General features: G+C 46.2%; 14 protein-coding genes and 1 pseudogene. 5 read left to right on the top strand and 10 right to left on the bottom strand.

The annotated features are described in order from the left end of the window. Positions 1-140 precede the first annotated feature (140 nt). Positions 141-1,025 (bottom strand): nucleotidyltransferase-like protein, encoded by an 885-nt coding sequence (locus ACNFN4_RS14315; protein ID WP_014417244.1) that lies wholly within the window; start codon positions 1,023-1,025, stop codon positions 141-143. A gap of 202 nt (positions 1,026-1,227) precedes the next feature. Between ACNFN4_RS14315 and ACNFN4_RS14310 the strand changes: the two genes are divergently transcribed. After that, positions 1,228-1,581 carry a YgzB family protein gene (locus tag ACNFN4_RS14310; protein WP_022552794.1) on the top strand — a complete coding sequence of 118 codons (354 nt, stop codon included), beginning with the start codon at positions 1,228-1,230 and terminating at the stop codon, positions 1,579-1,581. 34 nt (positions 1,582-1,615) lie between these two features. Here ACNFN4_RS14310 and perR read toward each other — a convergent pair whose 3' ends face one another. Both perR and bcp read right to left on the bottom strand, forming a co-directional pair. Beyond that, on the bottom strand, positions 1,616-2,053 hold the full coding sequence (gene perR / locus ACNFN4_RS14305; protein WP_003155465.1) for a peroxide-responsive transcriptional repressor PerR: 438 nt from the start codon (positions 2,051-2,053) through the stop codon (positions 1,616-1,618). A 124-nt stretch (positions 2,054-2,177) separates the two neighbouring features. Then, positions 2,178-2,651, bottom strand: coding sequence for a thioredoxin-dependent thiol peroxidase (gene bcp, locus ACNFN4_RS14300; protein ID WP_003155466.1), 474 nt, complete (start codon positions 2,649-2,651; stop codon positions 2,178-2,180). A 157-nt stretch (positions 2,652-2,808) separates the two neighbouring features. Between bcp and ACNFN4_RS14295 the strand changes: the two genes are divergently transcribed. Together ACNFN4_RS14295 and ACNFN4_RS14290 are read left to right on the top strand one after the other, a co-directional pair. Next, positions 2,809-4,098 (top strand): glutamate-1-semialdehyde 2,1-aminomutase, encoded by a 1,290-nt coding sequence (locus ACNFN4_RS14295; protein ID WP_007408567.1) that lies wholly within the window; start codon positions 2,809-2,811, stop codon positions 4,096-4,098. A gap of 209 nt (positions 4,099-4,307) precedes the next feature. Beyond that, on the top strand, positions 4,308-5,372 hold the full coding sequence (locus ACNFN4_RS14290; protein ID WP_007610190.1) for an aromatic acid exporter family protein: 1,065 nt from the start codon (positions 4,308-4,310) through the stop codon (positions 5,370-5,372). A 79-nt stretch (positions 5,373-5,451) separates the two neighbouring features. Here ACNFN4_RS14290 and ACNFN4_RS14285 read toward each other — a convergent pair whose 3' ends face one another. The 5 genes and pseudogenes from ACNFN4_RS14285 to fabL form a co-directional block, all read right to left on the bottom strand. Next, complete coding sequence (locus ACNFN4_RS14285) at positions 5,452-7,194, bottom strand: ABC transporter ATP-binding protein (RefSeq protein WP_014417243.1); 1,743 nt, start codon at positions 7,192-7,194, stop codon at positions 5,452-5,454. 82 nt (positions 7,195-7,276) lie between these two features. Beyond that, on the bottom strand, positions 7,277-7,807 hold the full coding sequence (gene ntdP / locus ACNFN4_RS14280; RefSeq protein ID WP_003155475.1) for a nucleoside tri-diphosphate phosphatase: 531 nt from the start codon (positions 7,805-7,807) through the stop codon (positions 7,277-7,279). A 135-nt stretch (positions 7,808-7,942) separates the two neighbouring features. Then, the gene (locus ACNFN4_RS14275; protein ID WP_003155476.1) at positions 7,943-8,209 is read right to left on the bottom strand and encodes a YgaB family protein; all 267 of its coding nucleotides are present in this window, start codon (positions 8,207-8,209) and stop codon (positions 7,943-7,945) included. 160 nt (positions 8,210-8,369) lie between these two features. Beyond that, a pseudogene (locus ACNFN4_RS14270) lies at positions 8,370-8,522 on the bottom strand (gamma-type small acid-soluble spore protein); the annotation flags it as partial. Between the two features lie 83 nt (positions 8,523-8,605). Further along, positions 8,606-9,358 (bottom strand): enoyl-[acyl-carrier-protein] reductase FabL, encoded by a 753-nt coding sequence (gene fabL / locus ACNFN4_RS14265; RefSeq protein ID WP_003155478.1) that lies wholly within the window; start codon positions 9,356-9,358, stop codon positions 8,606-8,608. Between the two features lie 81 nt (positions 9,359-9,439). Between fabL and ACNFN4_RS14260 the strand changes: the two genes are divergently transcribed. After that, positions 9,440-9,664: a hypothetical protein gene (locus ACNFN4_RS14260; protein WP_013351495.1), complete on the top strand. Its 225-nt coding sequence runs from the start codon at positions 9,440-9,442 to the stop codon at positions 9,662-9,664. Positions 9,665-9,670: 6 nt separating this feature from the next. Here the strand turns inward: ACNFN4_RS14260 and mutY are convergent, their stop codons facing one another. Next, a complete protein-coding gene (gene mutY / locus ACNFN4_RS14255; RefSeq protein ID WP_012117124.1) occupies positions 9,671-10,768 on the bottom strand; it encodes an A/G-specific adenine glycosylase in 1,098 nt (365 codons plus the stop codon). A 225-nt stretch (positions 10,769-10,993) separates the two neighbouring features. On the opposite strand from mutY, the gene ACNFN4_RS14250 reads away from it, so the two are divergent. Further along, entirely contained in the window at positions 10,994-11,977 is a 984-nt protein-coding gene (locus ACNFN4_RS14250; RefSeq protein WP_448200267.1) for a metal-dependent hydrolase, read from the top strand. Here the strand turns inward: ACNFN4_RS14250 and ACNFN4_RS14245 are convergent. Beyond that, positions 11,974-14,559 (bottom strand): YfhO family protein, encoded by a 2,586-nt coding sequence (locus ACNFN4_RS14245; RefSeq protein WP_022552790.1) that lies wholly within the window; start codon positions 14,557-14,559, stop codon positions 11,974-11,976. The two genes, ACNFN4_RS14250 and ACNFN4_RS14245, sit on opposite strands and share 4 nt — an antisense overlap. Between the last annotated feature and the right edge of the window lie 14 nt (positions 14,560-14,573).

The following is a 14,573-nucleotide window of genomic DNA, read 5'->3' as shown; positions in this document are numbered from 1 at the left end:
TCATCTCAACCTCATCTCGAGGCGACTTTTTCAGTATAACATTCCAGCAAGTTGCTGTCAAATGTTTTTTTGTTTTTATTTCTCCGCCGCTGTGAGCTTTTTGTTGAAGCGCATCAGCGACGTTTAATAATATACCATGCCTATGATTCAGCGTCAACACTTTTTTTGAAAGAATATCCTCGATGATATACTTCCTGCCCTTTGGTCTCTATTTGAGATACTTCAACAAAGCCTTTTTCCGTCAGGTAATCAAGCATGACACCAAGATCTTGGGTGAAGTGCAGCAGTTCAGGGTGCTGCAGCAATTCTCCAAACTGCCACATTTCTTTTTCTTTCATCACTTGAAAAAGGTGCGCAGAACCGATTTCAGCTTTTGAATGGATGAGAAAATCATTTGCTAAGAATAATAATTCGAGCCTTTTCTCCAAACTTTCGTGACTCTCGACAAGTTCGGAATATAGCTTATATACCTGCGGCTCAATGTGACGGACCTGGTTCCAGACTGTCGTTTCGGGATAAAACCCCCGGTCAATCACTTCTATGCGGGCCAAGTGGTGAAGAGCATGCACTACCGCATAATATGCATCCAGAAAATGATCAGCTTCAAAAAACGCTTTTCCTTCTACAAATCTTCTGATCAGCTTGCCGTATTCCATTCCGATCTTTAATTTCCGCTCGGCGAAAGGAAAAGTGCTGAGCCGGTCATTGAGTTCAGATATATATTCATTGCGGTCAAACAGCACTTTGCCGTTGATGATCCAATCTATGACTCTTCTATTTGTCCCAAGCAGAATCCATTCCTGAAGCAGAGCATCCGTTACAATATGTAAAGAAGCGGTTTTTTGTTCGAATTCATAATGCTTTATAAAAAGAGGTTCATCAGCCTGTTTGACAATGACAAGCATGACCGCATCAAAGTTATCCGTGATGGATGATGCTTTACTCCTTCTCTCAATCATAAGGACGGCCAGCGTATCGGGATGACTTGCTCTTTCTTGGTAAATTGGACGGAGAAGATTGTCCATTACGATTCCTCCAATGCGATTGTTTCACTAGCTATTGTTTCTACATTTCTATGATAAAACATGAAAGTCCTTTTTTCTAAACACATTGCACTATTATAACAAATTTCCTTTCAGGTGCCATATTTATTCTTCCCTTTTCTTACGAAAACATGAAGAATATGCCATCTGTTTTGTGCTATAGTTAAACGAGAGGGGGATGGACATGGCGAAATACTCAAGCAAAATTAATAAGATCAGAACGTTTGCGTTAAGTTTGGTTTTCGTTGGGTTTATCATTATGTACATCGGGCTGTTCTTTAAGCAGTCTGTTTTGCTTGCCAGCTTGTTTATGGTTCTCGGCCTGCTGTCGATCGGGCTCAGCACCGCCGTTTATTTTTGGATCGGCATGCTGTCCACAAAAGCGGTCCGGGTGATGTGCCCCGCTTGCGAGAAAGAAACGAAGATTCTGGGCAGAGTGGATATGTGCATGCATTGCAGAGAGCCGCTTACATTGGATAAAGGATTGGAAGGCAAAGCGTTCGATGAGTCTTATAACAGAAAAAACAGTGTAAAATAAACGAAGCTGACCGTATCAAAGCGGTCAGCTTCGTTTAGTGGTTTTCTTTTTTGGAACATTCTTGGCAGACGCCGTAAATCTCCAAACGGTGGTGGCTTACCTTAAACCCCGTGACGTGAGCCGCAAGCTGTTCCACTTCGTCAAGCCCGGGATAATGGAAGTCTACGATTTTTCCGCAGCTTTCACAAATGGCGTGATAATGGTCAGAGGTGACAAAGTCAAATCTGCTGGACGCATCTCCGTACGTCAGTTCCTTTACAAGCCCCGCTTCCCGGAATACACGCAAATTGTTATACACTGTCGCAACACTCATATTAGGGAATTTCCCTTCCAAGGCTTTATATATATCGTCCGCTGTCGGATGTGCCATAGAATCCACGAGATATTCCAGAATGGCATGACGTTGAGGAGTAATCCGGACTCCCGTATCCTTCAACGTGTCTAAGGCTTCTTTTAATTCATGTGCAGCCATCCGTCATGCACCTCTCTTCTAAAAAAGATTCTTACTTTATAATGTTTATAATTAGTGTACATCTTTTTCCGGTCTCCTGTCAAATGTAATCTGAAGAAAACCCCGTGAGCTCAGCATTTGTCCATTAATTAGACGCAATTTGTTCCAATTCGCGAAGCGCCTCGGCAACGTGATCTTTCACTTTTACCTTTCTCCACTCCTTCACAAGACGGCCTTCTTTGTCTAACAAAAAAGTAGATCGCTCGATACCCATATATTCTTTCCCAAAATTCTTCTTCAGCTTCCACACATCAAAAGCTTCCGCCAGTTTGTGCTCATCGTCAACGAGGAGCTGGAAAGGAAGATCGTGTTTTTGCTTAAATTTTTCATGTTTATCACGGCTGTCAGGGCTTACTCCGATGATAACCGCATCAAGTCCCGCGAAACTTTCGTGCTGATCACGGAAATCACATGCTTCCGTCGTGCATCCGGGTGTCATGTCTTTCGGATAAAAATAGAGAACGACGTACTTCCCTTTAAAATCCGTCAATGCTACTTCTTCCCCGCTGTCATTCACTAATTTCATATCCGGTGCTGTTTGTCCGATTTCAATCGTCATTTCTTATACCTCCGGGTTTTTTATTAAGCGTATCCAATTCACGTTAAGATTACAACCGTTATCCTCCCGCTCTTTTCTGGAAGCATGAACCGTTGTGCTTGCAATGAAGCATGCTACAATAGAACATGATGTAAGGAGATATTAGGAGGGTCATTTTTTGTATACAAAATCAGTTGAACTTCATAAGGAAGCGTTAGAGCATATCGTCGGAGGCGTGAACAGCCCGTCCAGATCCTATAAAGCGGTAGGCGGCGGTTCACCCGTTGCGATGGAAAAAGCGAACGGCGCTTATTTCTGGGATGTAGACGGGAATCAGTATATCGATTATTTAGCGGCTTACGGCCCGATTATTACCGGACATGCCCATCCGCATATTACTGAAGCGATTAAAACAGCGGCTGAAAACGGCGTGCTGTACGGGACGCCGACCAAACATGAGGTCACTTTCGCCAAAATGCTGAAGGAGGCCATTCCTTCACTTGATAAAGTACGATTCGTAAACTCAGGCACTGAGGCGGTGATGACAACGATCCGGGTTGCACGCGCTTATACAGGCCGGACAAAAATCATTAAATTCGCCGGCTGCTATCACGGCCATTCTGATCTCGTACTTGTCGCTGCGGGTTCCGGTCCGTCTACGCTCGGCACCCCTGATTCCGCCGGCGTGCCGAAAAGCATCGCCAATGAGGTGATTACCGTTCCTTTCAATGACATTGAAAGCTACAAAGCCGCGCTGGATAAATGGGGTTCGGAAATTGCAGCGGTTCTCGTCGAGCCGATCGTCGGAAACTTCGGCATCGTTGAACCTGAAGAAGGATTTTTAGAACAGGTAAATGAATTGACCCATAAAGCGGGCGCGCTCGTCATTTATGATGAAGTGATCACGGCGTTCCGTTTTATGTACGGAGGCGCGCAGGATCTTCTTCAAGTGAAGCCTGATTTAACGGCGCTCGGTAAAATTATCGGGGGCGGCTTGCCGATCGGCGCTTACGGAGGCAAAAAAGAGATCATGGAGCAGGTTGCTCCGCTCGGCCCGGCATATCAAGCCGGTACGATGGCCGGAAACCCGGCATCTATCCTATCAGGCATCGCCTGCCTGGAAGTGCTGAAAGAAGAAGGCGTTTATGAGCGGCTTGATGAGCTCGGCGCCAGACTTGAGCAAGGCATTCTCGCCCATGCGGAGACACATGGCATTACCATCACCGTCAACCGTTTAAAAGGCGCGCTCACGGTTTACTTCACTGATGAAAAGATCGTCAATTACGAGCAGGCGGAAAATACGGACGGAGAAGCATTCGCCAAGTTCTTCAAGCTGATGCTTGAGCGCGGCATCAATCTCGCTCCATCGAAGTATGAAGCTTGGTTTATCACAACCGCACATACGGAAGAGGATATCGACGCCACTTTACAAGCCGTTGAAGATGCGTTCAGACATATGAAAAAATAACTGCTGAAACAAGCGGGAGCCCGGGGCTTCCGCTTTTTCTTTTTGTCCGATTTGTGAGATAATGGTTTTTTCAAAAAAAGACCTTGAATAATTGGTATGATCCCTGTATATTACTTTATTGTTTAGCAAATCAGCCGACAGGGAAATGTAAGTGTCAGCCGTTCGTTCGGCACATAATTTATTAGAGAAAGGAATGCACGCACAAACCAATGAAACTTGGTGCCCGCATTTTTAAAACAGGGATTGCGATTACGCTCGCGCTCTACTTAGCATCATGGATCGGACTTCCGTCGCCGATCTTTGCCGGGATTGCAGCTATATTTGCCATACAGCCCTCTATTTACAGGTCTTTTCTTATCATTATTGATCAGGTTCAGGCAAATATCATCGGCGCTGTCATCGCTACGGCATTCGGACTGATTTTCGGACCGAGTCCGATTATGATCGGATTGACCGCAGTGATTGTCATCACGATCATGTTAAAACTGAAAATTGAACACACCATTTCGATTGCGCTCGTGACGGTTATCGCAATTTTAGAAACACCGGGAAACAGCTTCCTGACGTTCGCTCTGATACGAACAAGCACCGTTATTTTAGGCGTGCTGTCTTCTTTTATTGTGAACCTTGTGTTTCTTCCGCCGAAATACGAAACGAAGCTGACTCATCATACGGTTGAATATACCGATGAGATCATGAAATGGATCAGGCTGACGATGCGCCAGTCCACGGAACACTCGATATTGAAAGAGGATATTGAGAAGCTGAAGGAAAAGATGATGAAGCTTGATCATACGTACCTTCTTTATAAAGAGGAGAGAAGCTACTTTAAGAAAACGACGTATGTAAAGTCGCGCAAGCTTGTATTGTTCAGACAGGCGATTATTACGGCGAATCGGGCGCTTGATACGCTGAAAAAGCTGCACCGCTATGAAAACGAGATTTATCATATGCCGGAGGAATTTCAGGAGACGCTGACAGAAGAAATTGATTATCTGCTTCATTGGCACGAAAGGATTCTGATGCGGACGGTCGGCAAGATCAAGCCGCATGATGACGATGCTGAAGAAAGCATAAGATATAAACAGCTTTTGACGAAGTCTTTCTTGAAAAATCAGCAGAACTGCGAGGATGAACTGCTTGATTACAATATGCTCAGCATTATGGCTGCGGTTGCGGAATACCGCGAGCAGCTGGAGCATCTCGATACATTAATTACAAGTTTTCAGACATACCACCCGAAAGACAGCGAATTAGAAACAGACGAAGAGTAACCCGGTGCTTCCGTAAAACCGGGTTTTTTTGCATTCAAAAAAACTTATGCCGCCCATTCGGACGGCATAAGTTTTTGTATCAGTTCAAATTCTGAATCGTAAATAAGTGTCTGTACTGGCCGCCTTGGGCCATTAATTCCTCGTGCGTGCCGGTTTCGACGACGGCGCCGTTTTCCATGACGACAATTTTATCCGCATGCGTAATCGTGGACAGCCTGTGGGCGACGATAAAAGTCGTCCGGTTTTTCGCAAGCTTTTCCATCGCTTCCTGAATGTAGTGTTCACTTTCAAGATCAAGAGCCGATGTCGCTTCATCCAAGATTAACAGCGGCGGATTTTTTAAGAATACACGCGCGATAGAAATCCGCTGTTTCTGCCCGCCTGACAATTTGACGCCCCGTTCGCCGACTTTGGTTTCGTAGCCTTCGGGGAAGTTCATAATAAATTCATGGGCATTTGCCGCTTTCGCTGCCGCAACCACCTCATCCAGAGACGCTCCCGGTTTACCGATGGCGATATTTTCACGAATCGTCTCACTGAACAGAAACGTATCCTGAAGCACCATTCCGACTTGATTGCGGAGGCTTCTCGCTTCATAATCGCGAATATCTGTGCCGTCAATCAGCAGGCTGCCGCCGGATACATCATAAAAACGCGGTATGAGGCTGACAAGCGTCGATTTTCCGCCGCCGCTCATTCCGACGAGCGCGACGGTTTCCCCTTTTGTCACCTTTAAGGAAACGTCCTGCAAAATCGTTTCTTTTCCTTCCTCATAACGGAACGAGACATTTCGGAATTCAACTTCGCCCTTAATGCCGTCAGCTTTTACTGCATTCGGTTTATCAGTCAGTTCATACGGCTCGTCGATAAATTCAAATATGCGGTCCATCGAAGCGATCGACTGGGTCAGCGTCGTCGATGAGTTGATCAATCTTCTGACCGGATTGTACATTCTGTCAATGTAGCCGACGAACGCAACCATCGTCCCTACCGTCAGGGGACCGTTTATGACAAAATAACCCGCAAACGCGATAACAAGCAGCGGCGCCAAATCCGTAATGGTATTCACGACTGCAAACGTTTTTGCGTTCCAATTCGTATGACGGATCGCTCTGTCCAGAAAATGTCCGTTTTTTTCATCAAAATTGGCTTGTTCATAATCTTCAATGGCAAAACTTCTGATAACGGGCATCCCCTGAACTCTTTCGTGCAAATGTCCCTGAACTTGGGCGAGTGCCTGAGAACGCTCACGTGTCAGTTTTCGGAGGCGGCCGTAAAAGTATTTCACTGAAATTCCGTATAACGGAAACAAAATGACAGATATCAATGTCAGCTTGACATCGAGTGTAAACATAATACAGATGACGATCAGCACCGTCATCATATCAAGCCAGATATTCATCAGTCCCGTTATGACAAAGTCTTTTGTCTGTTCGACATCATTTATCACCCGGGAAATGACTTCGCCCGTTCTCGTGTTGGCATAAAACCTCAGGCTCAATTTTTGAATATGATCAAACAATACCCCCCTGATATCGTAGAGCACCCGGCTGCCCGTCCATTGCGCGAAGTATTGCCGATAGTACTCTACCGGGGGACGCAGAATTAAAAACAGCACAAACATGATGCCCATTATCGTGAATAGCGATGATGTTTTAGCGCTTGCCGTTCCGCTCCCTTGAATAATGTCATCGACCACGTATTTTAACAGAAGCGGGAGAGCCAGCGGGATGGAGAATTTTATGATGCCGATTAACACTGTGATAAAAATTTGTTTTTTATAAGGTTTTACAAATTGCATATAGCGTCTGATTACGCCCACACTTTATCCCCCTCTCTCTTTAAGGCGTGTGAGCCCATGTGAAAAACCTGTTGACACCCCAACAGGTTTTTTATTGTATTCTTTATTTTGTATAGCGCAGATACCGTTCATACCACATATCAACAAATTCCGGAGCAAACGGTCCTTTCCGCTGATGAATCCAGTGCAGCAGCGTATTCAGATACTCCTTCAGAATGCTGTCGATCTCTTTAGGGTAATTCATTGATTTGCGGTGGTCATCGTATTCATCCTCGTCAAGAATGTTATACGTCATATCCGGAAACACCTTGACATCCAAATCGTAATCAATATATTTGATGGCCTCTCCGTCATAAGCGAACGGCGAGCTGATGTTGCAATAATAGTGTACCCCGTCATCTCTCAGCATTCCGATGACGTTAAACCACTGACGGGCATGAAAGTAGCAGATCGCCGGCTCTCTCGTCACCCACGTCCGTCCGTCGGATTCCGTCACCATTGTCCGGTCGTTGGCTCCGATGATACACAATTCCGTACTTTTTAAAATCGTCGTTTCATTCCAAATTCGATGAAGCAGCCCGTTATGCTTATAGCTGTGAATTTGAATGGTTTCTCCTTCCTTGGGATATCCCATATTTCTCCCCTACTTTCTGTAAAGCCCTGCAGTCAATGCAGCCGCAATTGCTTTCCGACAAGTCTTTTCACTATTATAACGTTACGAATTAAAAAATGAAAATAAAAGAACCACTCCGCTTCCGGAATGGCACATTCATTTCTGCACATAGGAAGACGGCTTTTCCGTGCTGCGATAAGACTGGATGACTTGCTCTGTCTGCCTTTGGAATAACTCCTGTATGCCGGCCAGGTCTTTTCGCTTTGTCGCAATTTCGTCCTGTACATTGTCCAGCTTTGCATCTCTTTCAAGACTGATGAGTTCCGCTTCCACCTGGCGGCAGCGGTCAAGTTCTGACTGCAGCTCGAGAAGCTGATCCATGATTTTCATCTGTTCACTTACAAGCTTTTCAAACTCTGACATCGGGTTCCTCCTTAGGCTTTTAGGTTGATACTCCTTACCATTTCGATTTTCCGCGGGAAAACCCTTTGACTCATTCTGTAGAGGAATCACAAGTTTTGTCGTTTCGGCAACAGAAAAAAGCACTTCCATCCGAAGATGAAGTGCTTTTTCGTTTCAGTGATTAGCTGTTTTGCTGTTTATTTTGTTCAGCAGATTGGTTTTGCTTTCTAACCTGCTGCGCATCAGTTTCACTGGCGAATTCAGTGCCGAATTGACCCTGACCGGAAGCTGATTGCTGGTTTTGTCTTTTCACCTGCTGAACGTCTGTTTTGCTGAATTTTGAGTTTGCCATTGTTATCACCTCCACGCACTTTAGAATGCGCAGGAGATGATAAGGCTATTCATCTTTTTTAAAACTTATACGAGCAGAGAGCGTCCGCCGTCAATTATGATGGTCTGGCCGCGGATCATGTCCGCTTTTGAAGAAACTAAAAACTCCACCGTATCGATCATATCTTTAATTTCGACCATTCTGCCGGCCGGCGTATTTTGGCGGGCATCTTCCAGCAGTTCATCTCTGTTAGGGAAATGCTTCAGCGCGTCCGTATCAATCGCTCCGCCTGACACCGCGTTTACGATGATATTTTTCGGAGACAGCTCAACCGCCAGATAACGGGTTAACGATTCTAAAGCGGCTTTTGAGACACCGACCGTCGTATAGTTTTCAAGATAGCGGATGCTGCCGAGCGAGCTGATGCTGACGATGTGGCCGCCTCCGTTTTTCTCCATCATCTTTGCCGCTTCCTGGGCGCAGAAAAGCAATGCCTTCGCATTGATATTCATCGTCCAGTCCCAGTGTGTTTCTTCGAGTTCCATGACCGGTCTCAGCACGCCTGAAGCCGCATTATTGACGAACACGTCCAGTCTGCCGAATGTTTCGTCAATCTGGCGGAACATGTCTTTGATTTTTGCCGGCTGGCCGACATTGGCTTTAATGACGAGCGTTTTAACGCCGAGTTTTTCAATTTCTTCAGCGGTTTCTAATGCCGCTTTTTTACTGCGGGCGTAATTGATGACGATGTTGTATCCTTTTTCCGCGAGTCTGATGGCGGCTGCTTTCCCGACGCCGCGGCTGCTTCCCGTGATCAGTGCGCATTTATTTTGTTCCATTTTTCCTCAGCTCCTTGCTGTGTATAGTTCTTTTCATTCAACAAACAATAAAAGCAATATGTGTTGAAAGGGGTCTTTTATATGTATGTCGGACGTGATATGGGCGAATTGGCCATGATGCCCAAAAAAGATTGGAAAGATTCAGAGCTCGCCTATTTCCATCATGCCTTCCAGCAAATTATGCCGTATTTAAACGAAGAAGGCCAGTCCAAATACCGGGAACTGATTCAGGAAATCGAAGCCCGCGGCGGACTGAAACGGAATGAAGCGGATTACGGCCACGGCACTCGCGTCAGCTATGACTGACGCTTTTTACAGGCGGCCGCTTTCTTCCGCCATTTTCCATATCTTTTGATGGGAAACGGGAAATGCGTATTCCTCGAGCTCCTCTTTTGTGACCCGTATGAATTCCGTTGTATCCGACACTTGTTTTACTTTACCGAAAAAGACCGAAATATTCCAGACGAGATGGGTGAAAACATGTTCTACGATGCCTTCCAGCTCCCCGATTTCAGCGGTTGTTCCCATCTCTTTTTCTAAATAGGCTTCAAGCTGCTCTCTTTCGGTTTTGATTCCTTTCTGGGTTTCGGTATTCGGAAACTCCCACAAGTTGGCGAGCAAGCCTTTTGGCGGCCGTTTATGAATATAGACATCGCCTTGATCGTCTGTCAGCACAACAGCTGCCATTGTTTTTATTCCGGGCTTTTTCTTTTTGCTTTTAACGGGCAGCTCCCGCTCTGTCCCTTCCGCAAATGCCGAACAGTGCTTTTGTACGGGGCAAAGCAGACAGGACGGCGATTTCGGGGTGCAGATGATCGCGCCGAGCTCCATTAAACCCTGATTGAATTCAGATGGTTTTTCATGAGAAATGAAAGCGGATACCGCCTGTTCGAAAATAGTTCTCGTTTTAGGTTTTGCGATATCGTCCCATATGGAAAGAATTCTCGACATGACACGCATCACATTGCCGTCTACGGCGGGAATCGGTTTGTTGTATGCGATGCTGAGCACGGCGCCTTTTGTATAAGGGCCGACGCCTTTCAGTCCGCCAAATTCCTTTTCCTCGGCAGGAACGACTCCCCCGTACCGCTCATGCACTTCTTTTACGGCACTTTGCAGATTTCTTACACGGGAGTAATAACCTAGCCCTTCCCAGGCTTTGAGCACTTTTTCCTCATCGGCTTCAGCGAGCGCCGAAACGGTCGGAAATTGCTCAACAAACCGCCGGAAATAAGGAATGACGGTTTCTACGCGCGTCTGCTGCAGCATCACCTCTGATACCCACACCCGATACGGGTCCTGATTTTCTCTCCACGGCAGAATTCTCTGTTCTCTTTCGAACCATGTAATTAAGTCCTCGCGAAATTTGTCTATATCTTTTTGTTTCATTTTTTCTTCAAGTGCGTTCATATCTTCTCCTCAGATGTTTCGGGTTCTGCTTTTCTTGACACCGTATTTTGGTGTAAACTTAGGGCACGTTACGATAATATGTTACATTAAATAGTGATAAAGAAAAAGCGGAAACATATGAGAACGGCGGATAAACGCCATGATTGGGCAAACAGAAAATGGGGAATATCTTATAATGCGAAATATGCGGGCGACTGATTTTTAACGCCTGCTAGGAGGTCAACAATGGATACTGGCACTCACGTTGTCATGGGTATCGCGCTTGGCGGAATCGCAACTCTTGATCCTGCCGTCGGCATGCACACCCCCATGTCTCAGGCAGTTATGATCGCCGCTCTTGCCGGCTCTCAGGCACCTGATATTGATACCATATTGAAGCTGAAAAATAATGCCGTTTATATTCGAAATCATAGAGGGTTCACGCACTCCATTCCCGCCGTTTTATTTTGGTCCGTTCTGATTCCGGGTATTTTGTTTATGTTTTATCCGGAAGCGAACTTTTTGCACCTGTGGCTGTGGACGCTTCTGGCTGTCGTTTTGCATGTGTTTGTTGACATTTTTAACGCGTACGGCACGCAGGCCATCCGCCCGTTTTCGAGAAAATGGATCGCTCTCGGTTTAATCAATACCTTTGATCCGTTTATTTTCGTCAGCCATTTGGCCGCGATTGCCGTGTGGTATCTCGGAGGTCATCCGAGCGTGACATTTCTGATGCTTTATATCATCCTCGCAGGATATTACGCCGTCCGGTTTTTGATGCAGCTGCGGATAAAGCGAAGGTTGCGCGAGATGATTGAAGAGGAGATTGAAACCATCATTATTTCGCCGACGATGAAATTCAGGCAGTGGCGTATCGCCGTGACAACGGCGCATGCCTTTTATGTCGGCAGAAGCCTTGACGGCCATGTCGTGATATTGGATACATTCAACCGCGTGCCCGTTCCGGAAACCGATGTGATGAAGGCCGCGAAACAGGACGAAAATATTGCGGCCTTTCTTTCCTTTTCCCCTGTTTACAGGTGGGAGGTCGATACCTTTAAAGATCATTATGAGGTGCGCTTTATTGATTTGCGCTACCGGAGCAAAGGCCACTATCCTTTTGTCGCCATCGTCCACCTCAGTCATGATTTAGAGCTTCTCTCTTCTTACACGGGCTGGATTTTCAGCGAGGAAAAACTGCAGAAAAAATTAAAGCTCGGCTCTGTTTAAGAGCCGGGCTTTTTTTGTCTTCTCACATATATAGCGGCAAACACGAGGCTGATCACCGATAGAGCGGCCGCGGGTTTAAAAAACGGCGGGTAATACGTTAATTGAATATCGTTTTTTCCTTTTTGCGCTTTAAATCCGATAAAGGAATAATCCGCTTTTTCAATCTGCTCTTTTCTGCCGTTTATCTTCAGCTCCCAGCCTTTTTCATATGGAATCGGAAGCATGATATACGGCGCGCGGGTTTTGTTATCATACGAGATATGAAGCGTATTTCCGCGCCAGCTGAGATCGGCCGGCGGTTCTTTTTCCGCTTTTCGGTATGCGCTTTTCAGCGTATCGTACCGTTCTTCATAAAGCGCCAGTCTGTCAAGCTGATACGATCCTTTCGGCAGACGGATTTGGATGTTTTTTGTTTTCGGCACTCTCACAGTAAGATCGTTGACACCTGTTTTGTAAATGGATTGATTCGATTTTCTCGTTGTCGTGTAATCGTTCACTTTTAATGTAAAGCCCTGGTCCTTCGCTTTATTCTTCAAATAAAAGCTGACGTAATAATCGCCGCCGTCCATCTTAGCGGCTTGCGGCTTAATGATCAGGCCGCCGCCGTCTTCGTTTACCGTCAGGATGCCGTTATGATAATCGCCATGTTCGGCCGCTACCTCTGCATGGCGGATCATATTTTTCGCCTCAGGCGCTTTTTTCGTGTTGGTTGTGCTTGATTCCATGACGATCCCGTCAAGCATTGCCCGTTCCCTGGCAAGGGCGGGCGCTTTTTTCAGACCGCCCTCGTTATATACGCGATCGGCTGTCCGTACGAACGGAAGCATATATTGATTTTGATAAACCGCATAATGGGATGATTCCATGATTTTTTTGAACCCGTACGGCACGCCGGCCTCGTTTGTTTTTTCCGTCATATAATATTTTCCGTAAAGCAGGCTGTATAAATTAGCCCTGTTTCCTAATGTCGCATAGCGGCTGACGCTTTCTCTGCCCATGTCAATCCGGAGGTCGTTCCAGTAAAAGGACAGCAGATTGCGGTTCAGTATGCTTGAGTATACGCTGAATCCGTTGAATCCGTATATGATCGGGGTGTTATTGAAAACACCGTTCATCCAATCTAAACGGGCAAACGGATCAGGGTCTTTTTCTTTCAGACGCTGAATGAGCTCTGATTGCTCTTTGCCTTTATAGTCAGCACCCGTCATAAATGTATGCGATACCGTATAAATCTTCCCGCCTTCTGATAAAGCATATTTTTCATATGTATTAGCCGTAAGCACCGCCGTAAGCAAAATGACGGCATAGACGGCGGGCACCGCGCCTTTCAGTCTTGTCTTTGCTGCGAAGAAAGCGGCTATGGTCAGCACCAGAAGAAGAATGACGGGCAGATTGGCGTGATCAGAAATATCCAGACTGTACCGCCTCACCTGGCTCCAATAGAGCAGAACGACGAGTACGGCGGACATCAGCATACTCTTCATGCTGATGCCTGAAAGCCTAGAAAGCCCGGCTGAAACCGTTCCGGCAATCGTGAAGCACAGGACGTATTCAAACCTGTTCTGCGGAGCTGAAAAACCGTTAAAGGCACTTGCCGCAAACGGACTGAAGTGAAACACAATATACAGCAGACTGATTCCCGCAAACAGCCGGAACAAGCGGTTTTTGTATAAAGAAAATGTAAATAGAAAGAGCAAAAAAGCCGCCGGCAGGATGATAATCCGGCTTGAAAATAAAATGTTGTCGGAAAAATCAAGCCATGCAATATGCTCTGAATACGGCGGCCGCAGATTATGAAGGTATCCGTATACGACAGGAATAAAGGAAACTGCGCTTATGCCGAACCCGAGAAGACCCGACAGAATAAATATCCTGCATTGAGTGAGTCTTTTCGCCTCATTGCCTTCAAGGGGGATCACCCACCTGAATAAGATATAAATGCCGATGAAAATCAAATTAATATACGCAAAATAAAAGTTGTTGATCAATGTCAGCGCACAGGCGAAGATAAACCACGCCGGCTTTTTTTCCCTGATGATTTTTTCCGCGCCGAGCACGAGCAGCGGCAGCCACACCATACTGTCAGTGAAAAAGTCCCAATATACCTCATGCCGGAAGTAGATAATCGAGACCCCGTACAACACGGCGCCGGCAAAAGCAGGCACCGTCCGTTTGACGAAATAACGGAACACACACGCCGCCGTGAATATGATAAAACTCTGCTTGGCGATGCTGATAAAAACGGAGGCCTGCGCCCAGAACAGCGCATCAGCCTCGCCCGTCAGCTGAATAAGCTGCAAAAAGCGGACAGCGGCGGAGATAAACAGGAATAGAAAAGAAGTAGAGAAATAATAGCCGAGCTGACTGTACACGCCCCCGCCCAGTCCGAACGAATAGCTGTAAAACAGCCTGCCGTTCATATATTGATCAAACAGCAGCTTTTTGAAGACCGCCATTTGGGCGATCCCGTCTCCAGACCCCGTCATATAGCGGCCTGCCGACCACTCTTTTAAGAAAAAAATATGAGCGGCTGCCGCAGCCAGCACACAGGCTGCCGGCAAGATCCATTTATTTTTTTTCATACAACGTCCCCAGA

Source organism: Bacillus sp. N1(2025), from assembly GCF_053470005.1.
The sequence above is the reverse complement of the archived record's forward strand: the minus strand, read 5'-3'. Positions and strand labels throughout refer to the sequence as shown.

What these genes read in the sequence shown, in the direction of transcription:
- ACNFN4_RS14315 (WP_014417244.1), bottom strand. Translation starts at nt 1,025, where the DNA reads ATGGACAATCTTCTCCGTCCAATTTACCAAGAAAGAGCAAGTCATCCC.
- ACNFN4_RS14310 (WP_022552794.1), top strand. Translation starts at nt 1,228, where the DNA reads ATGGCGAAATACTCAAGCAAAATTAATAAGATCAGAACGTTTGCGTTA.
- perR (WP_003155465.1), bottom strand. Translation starts at nt 2,053, where the DNA reads ATGGCTGCACATGAATTAAAAGAAGCCTTAGACACGTTGAAGGATACG.
- bcp (WP_003155466.1), bottom strand. Translation starts at nt 2,651, where the DNA reads ATGACGATTGAAATCGGACAAACAGCACCGGATATGAAATTAGTGAAT.
- ACNFN4_RS14290 (WP_007610190.1), top strand. Translation starts at nt 4,308, where the DNA reads ATGAAACTTGGTGCCCGCATTTTTAAAACAGGGATTGCGATTACGCTC.
- ntdP (WP_003155475.1), bottom strand. Translation starts at nt 7,807, where the DNA reads ATGGGATATCCCAAGGAAGGAGAAACCATTCAAATTCACAGCTATAAG.
- ACNFN4_RS14275 (WP_003155476.1), bottom strand. Translation starts at nt 8,209, where the DNA reads ATGTCAGAGTTTGAAAAGCTTGTAAGTGAACAGATGAAAATCATGGAT.
- fabL (WP_003155478.1), bottom strand. Translation starts at nt 9,358, where the DNA reads ATGGAACAAAATAAATGCGCACTGATCACGGGAAGCAGCCGCGGCGTC.
- ACNFN4_RS14260 (WP_013351495.1), top strand. Translation starts at nt 9,440, where the DNA reads ATGTATGTCGGACGTGATATGGGCGAATTGGCCATGATGCCCAAAAAA.
- mutY (WP_012117124.1), bottom strand. Translation starts at nt 10,768, where the DNA reads ATGAACGCACTTGAAGAAAAAATGAAACAAAAAGATATAGACAAATTT.
- ACNFN4_RS14250 (WP_448200267.1), top strand. Translation starts at nt 10,994, where the DNA reads ATGGATACTGGCACTCACGTTGTCATGGGTATCGCGCTTGGCGGAATC.
- ACNFN4_RS14245 (WP_022552790.1), bottom strand. Translation starts at nt 14,559, where the DNA reads ATGAAAAAAAATAAATGGATCTTGCCGGCAGCCTGTGTGCTGGCTGCG.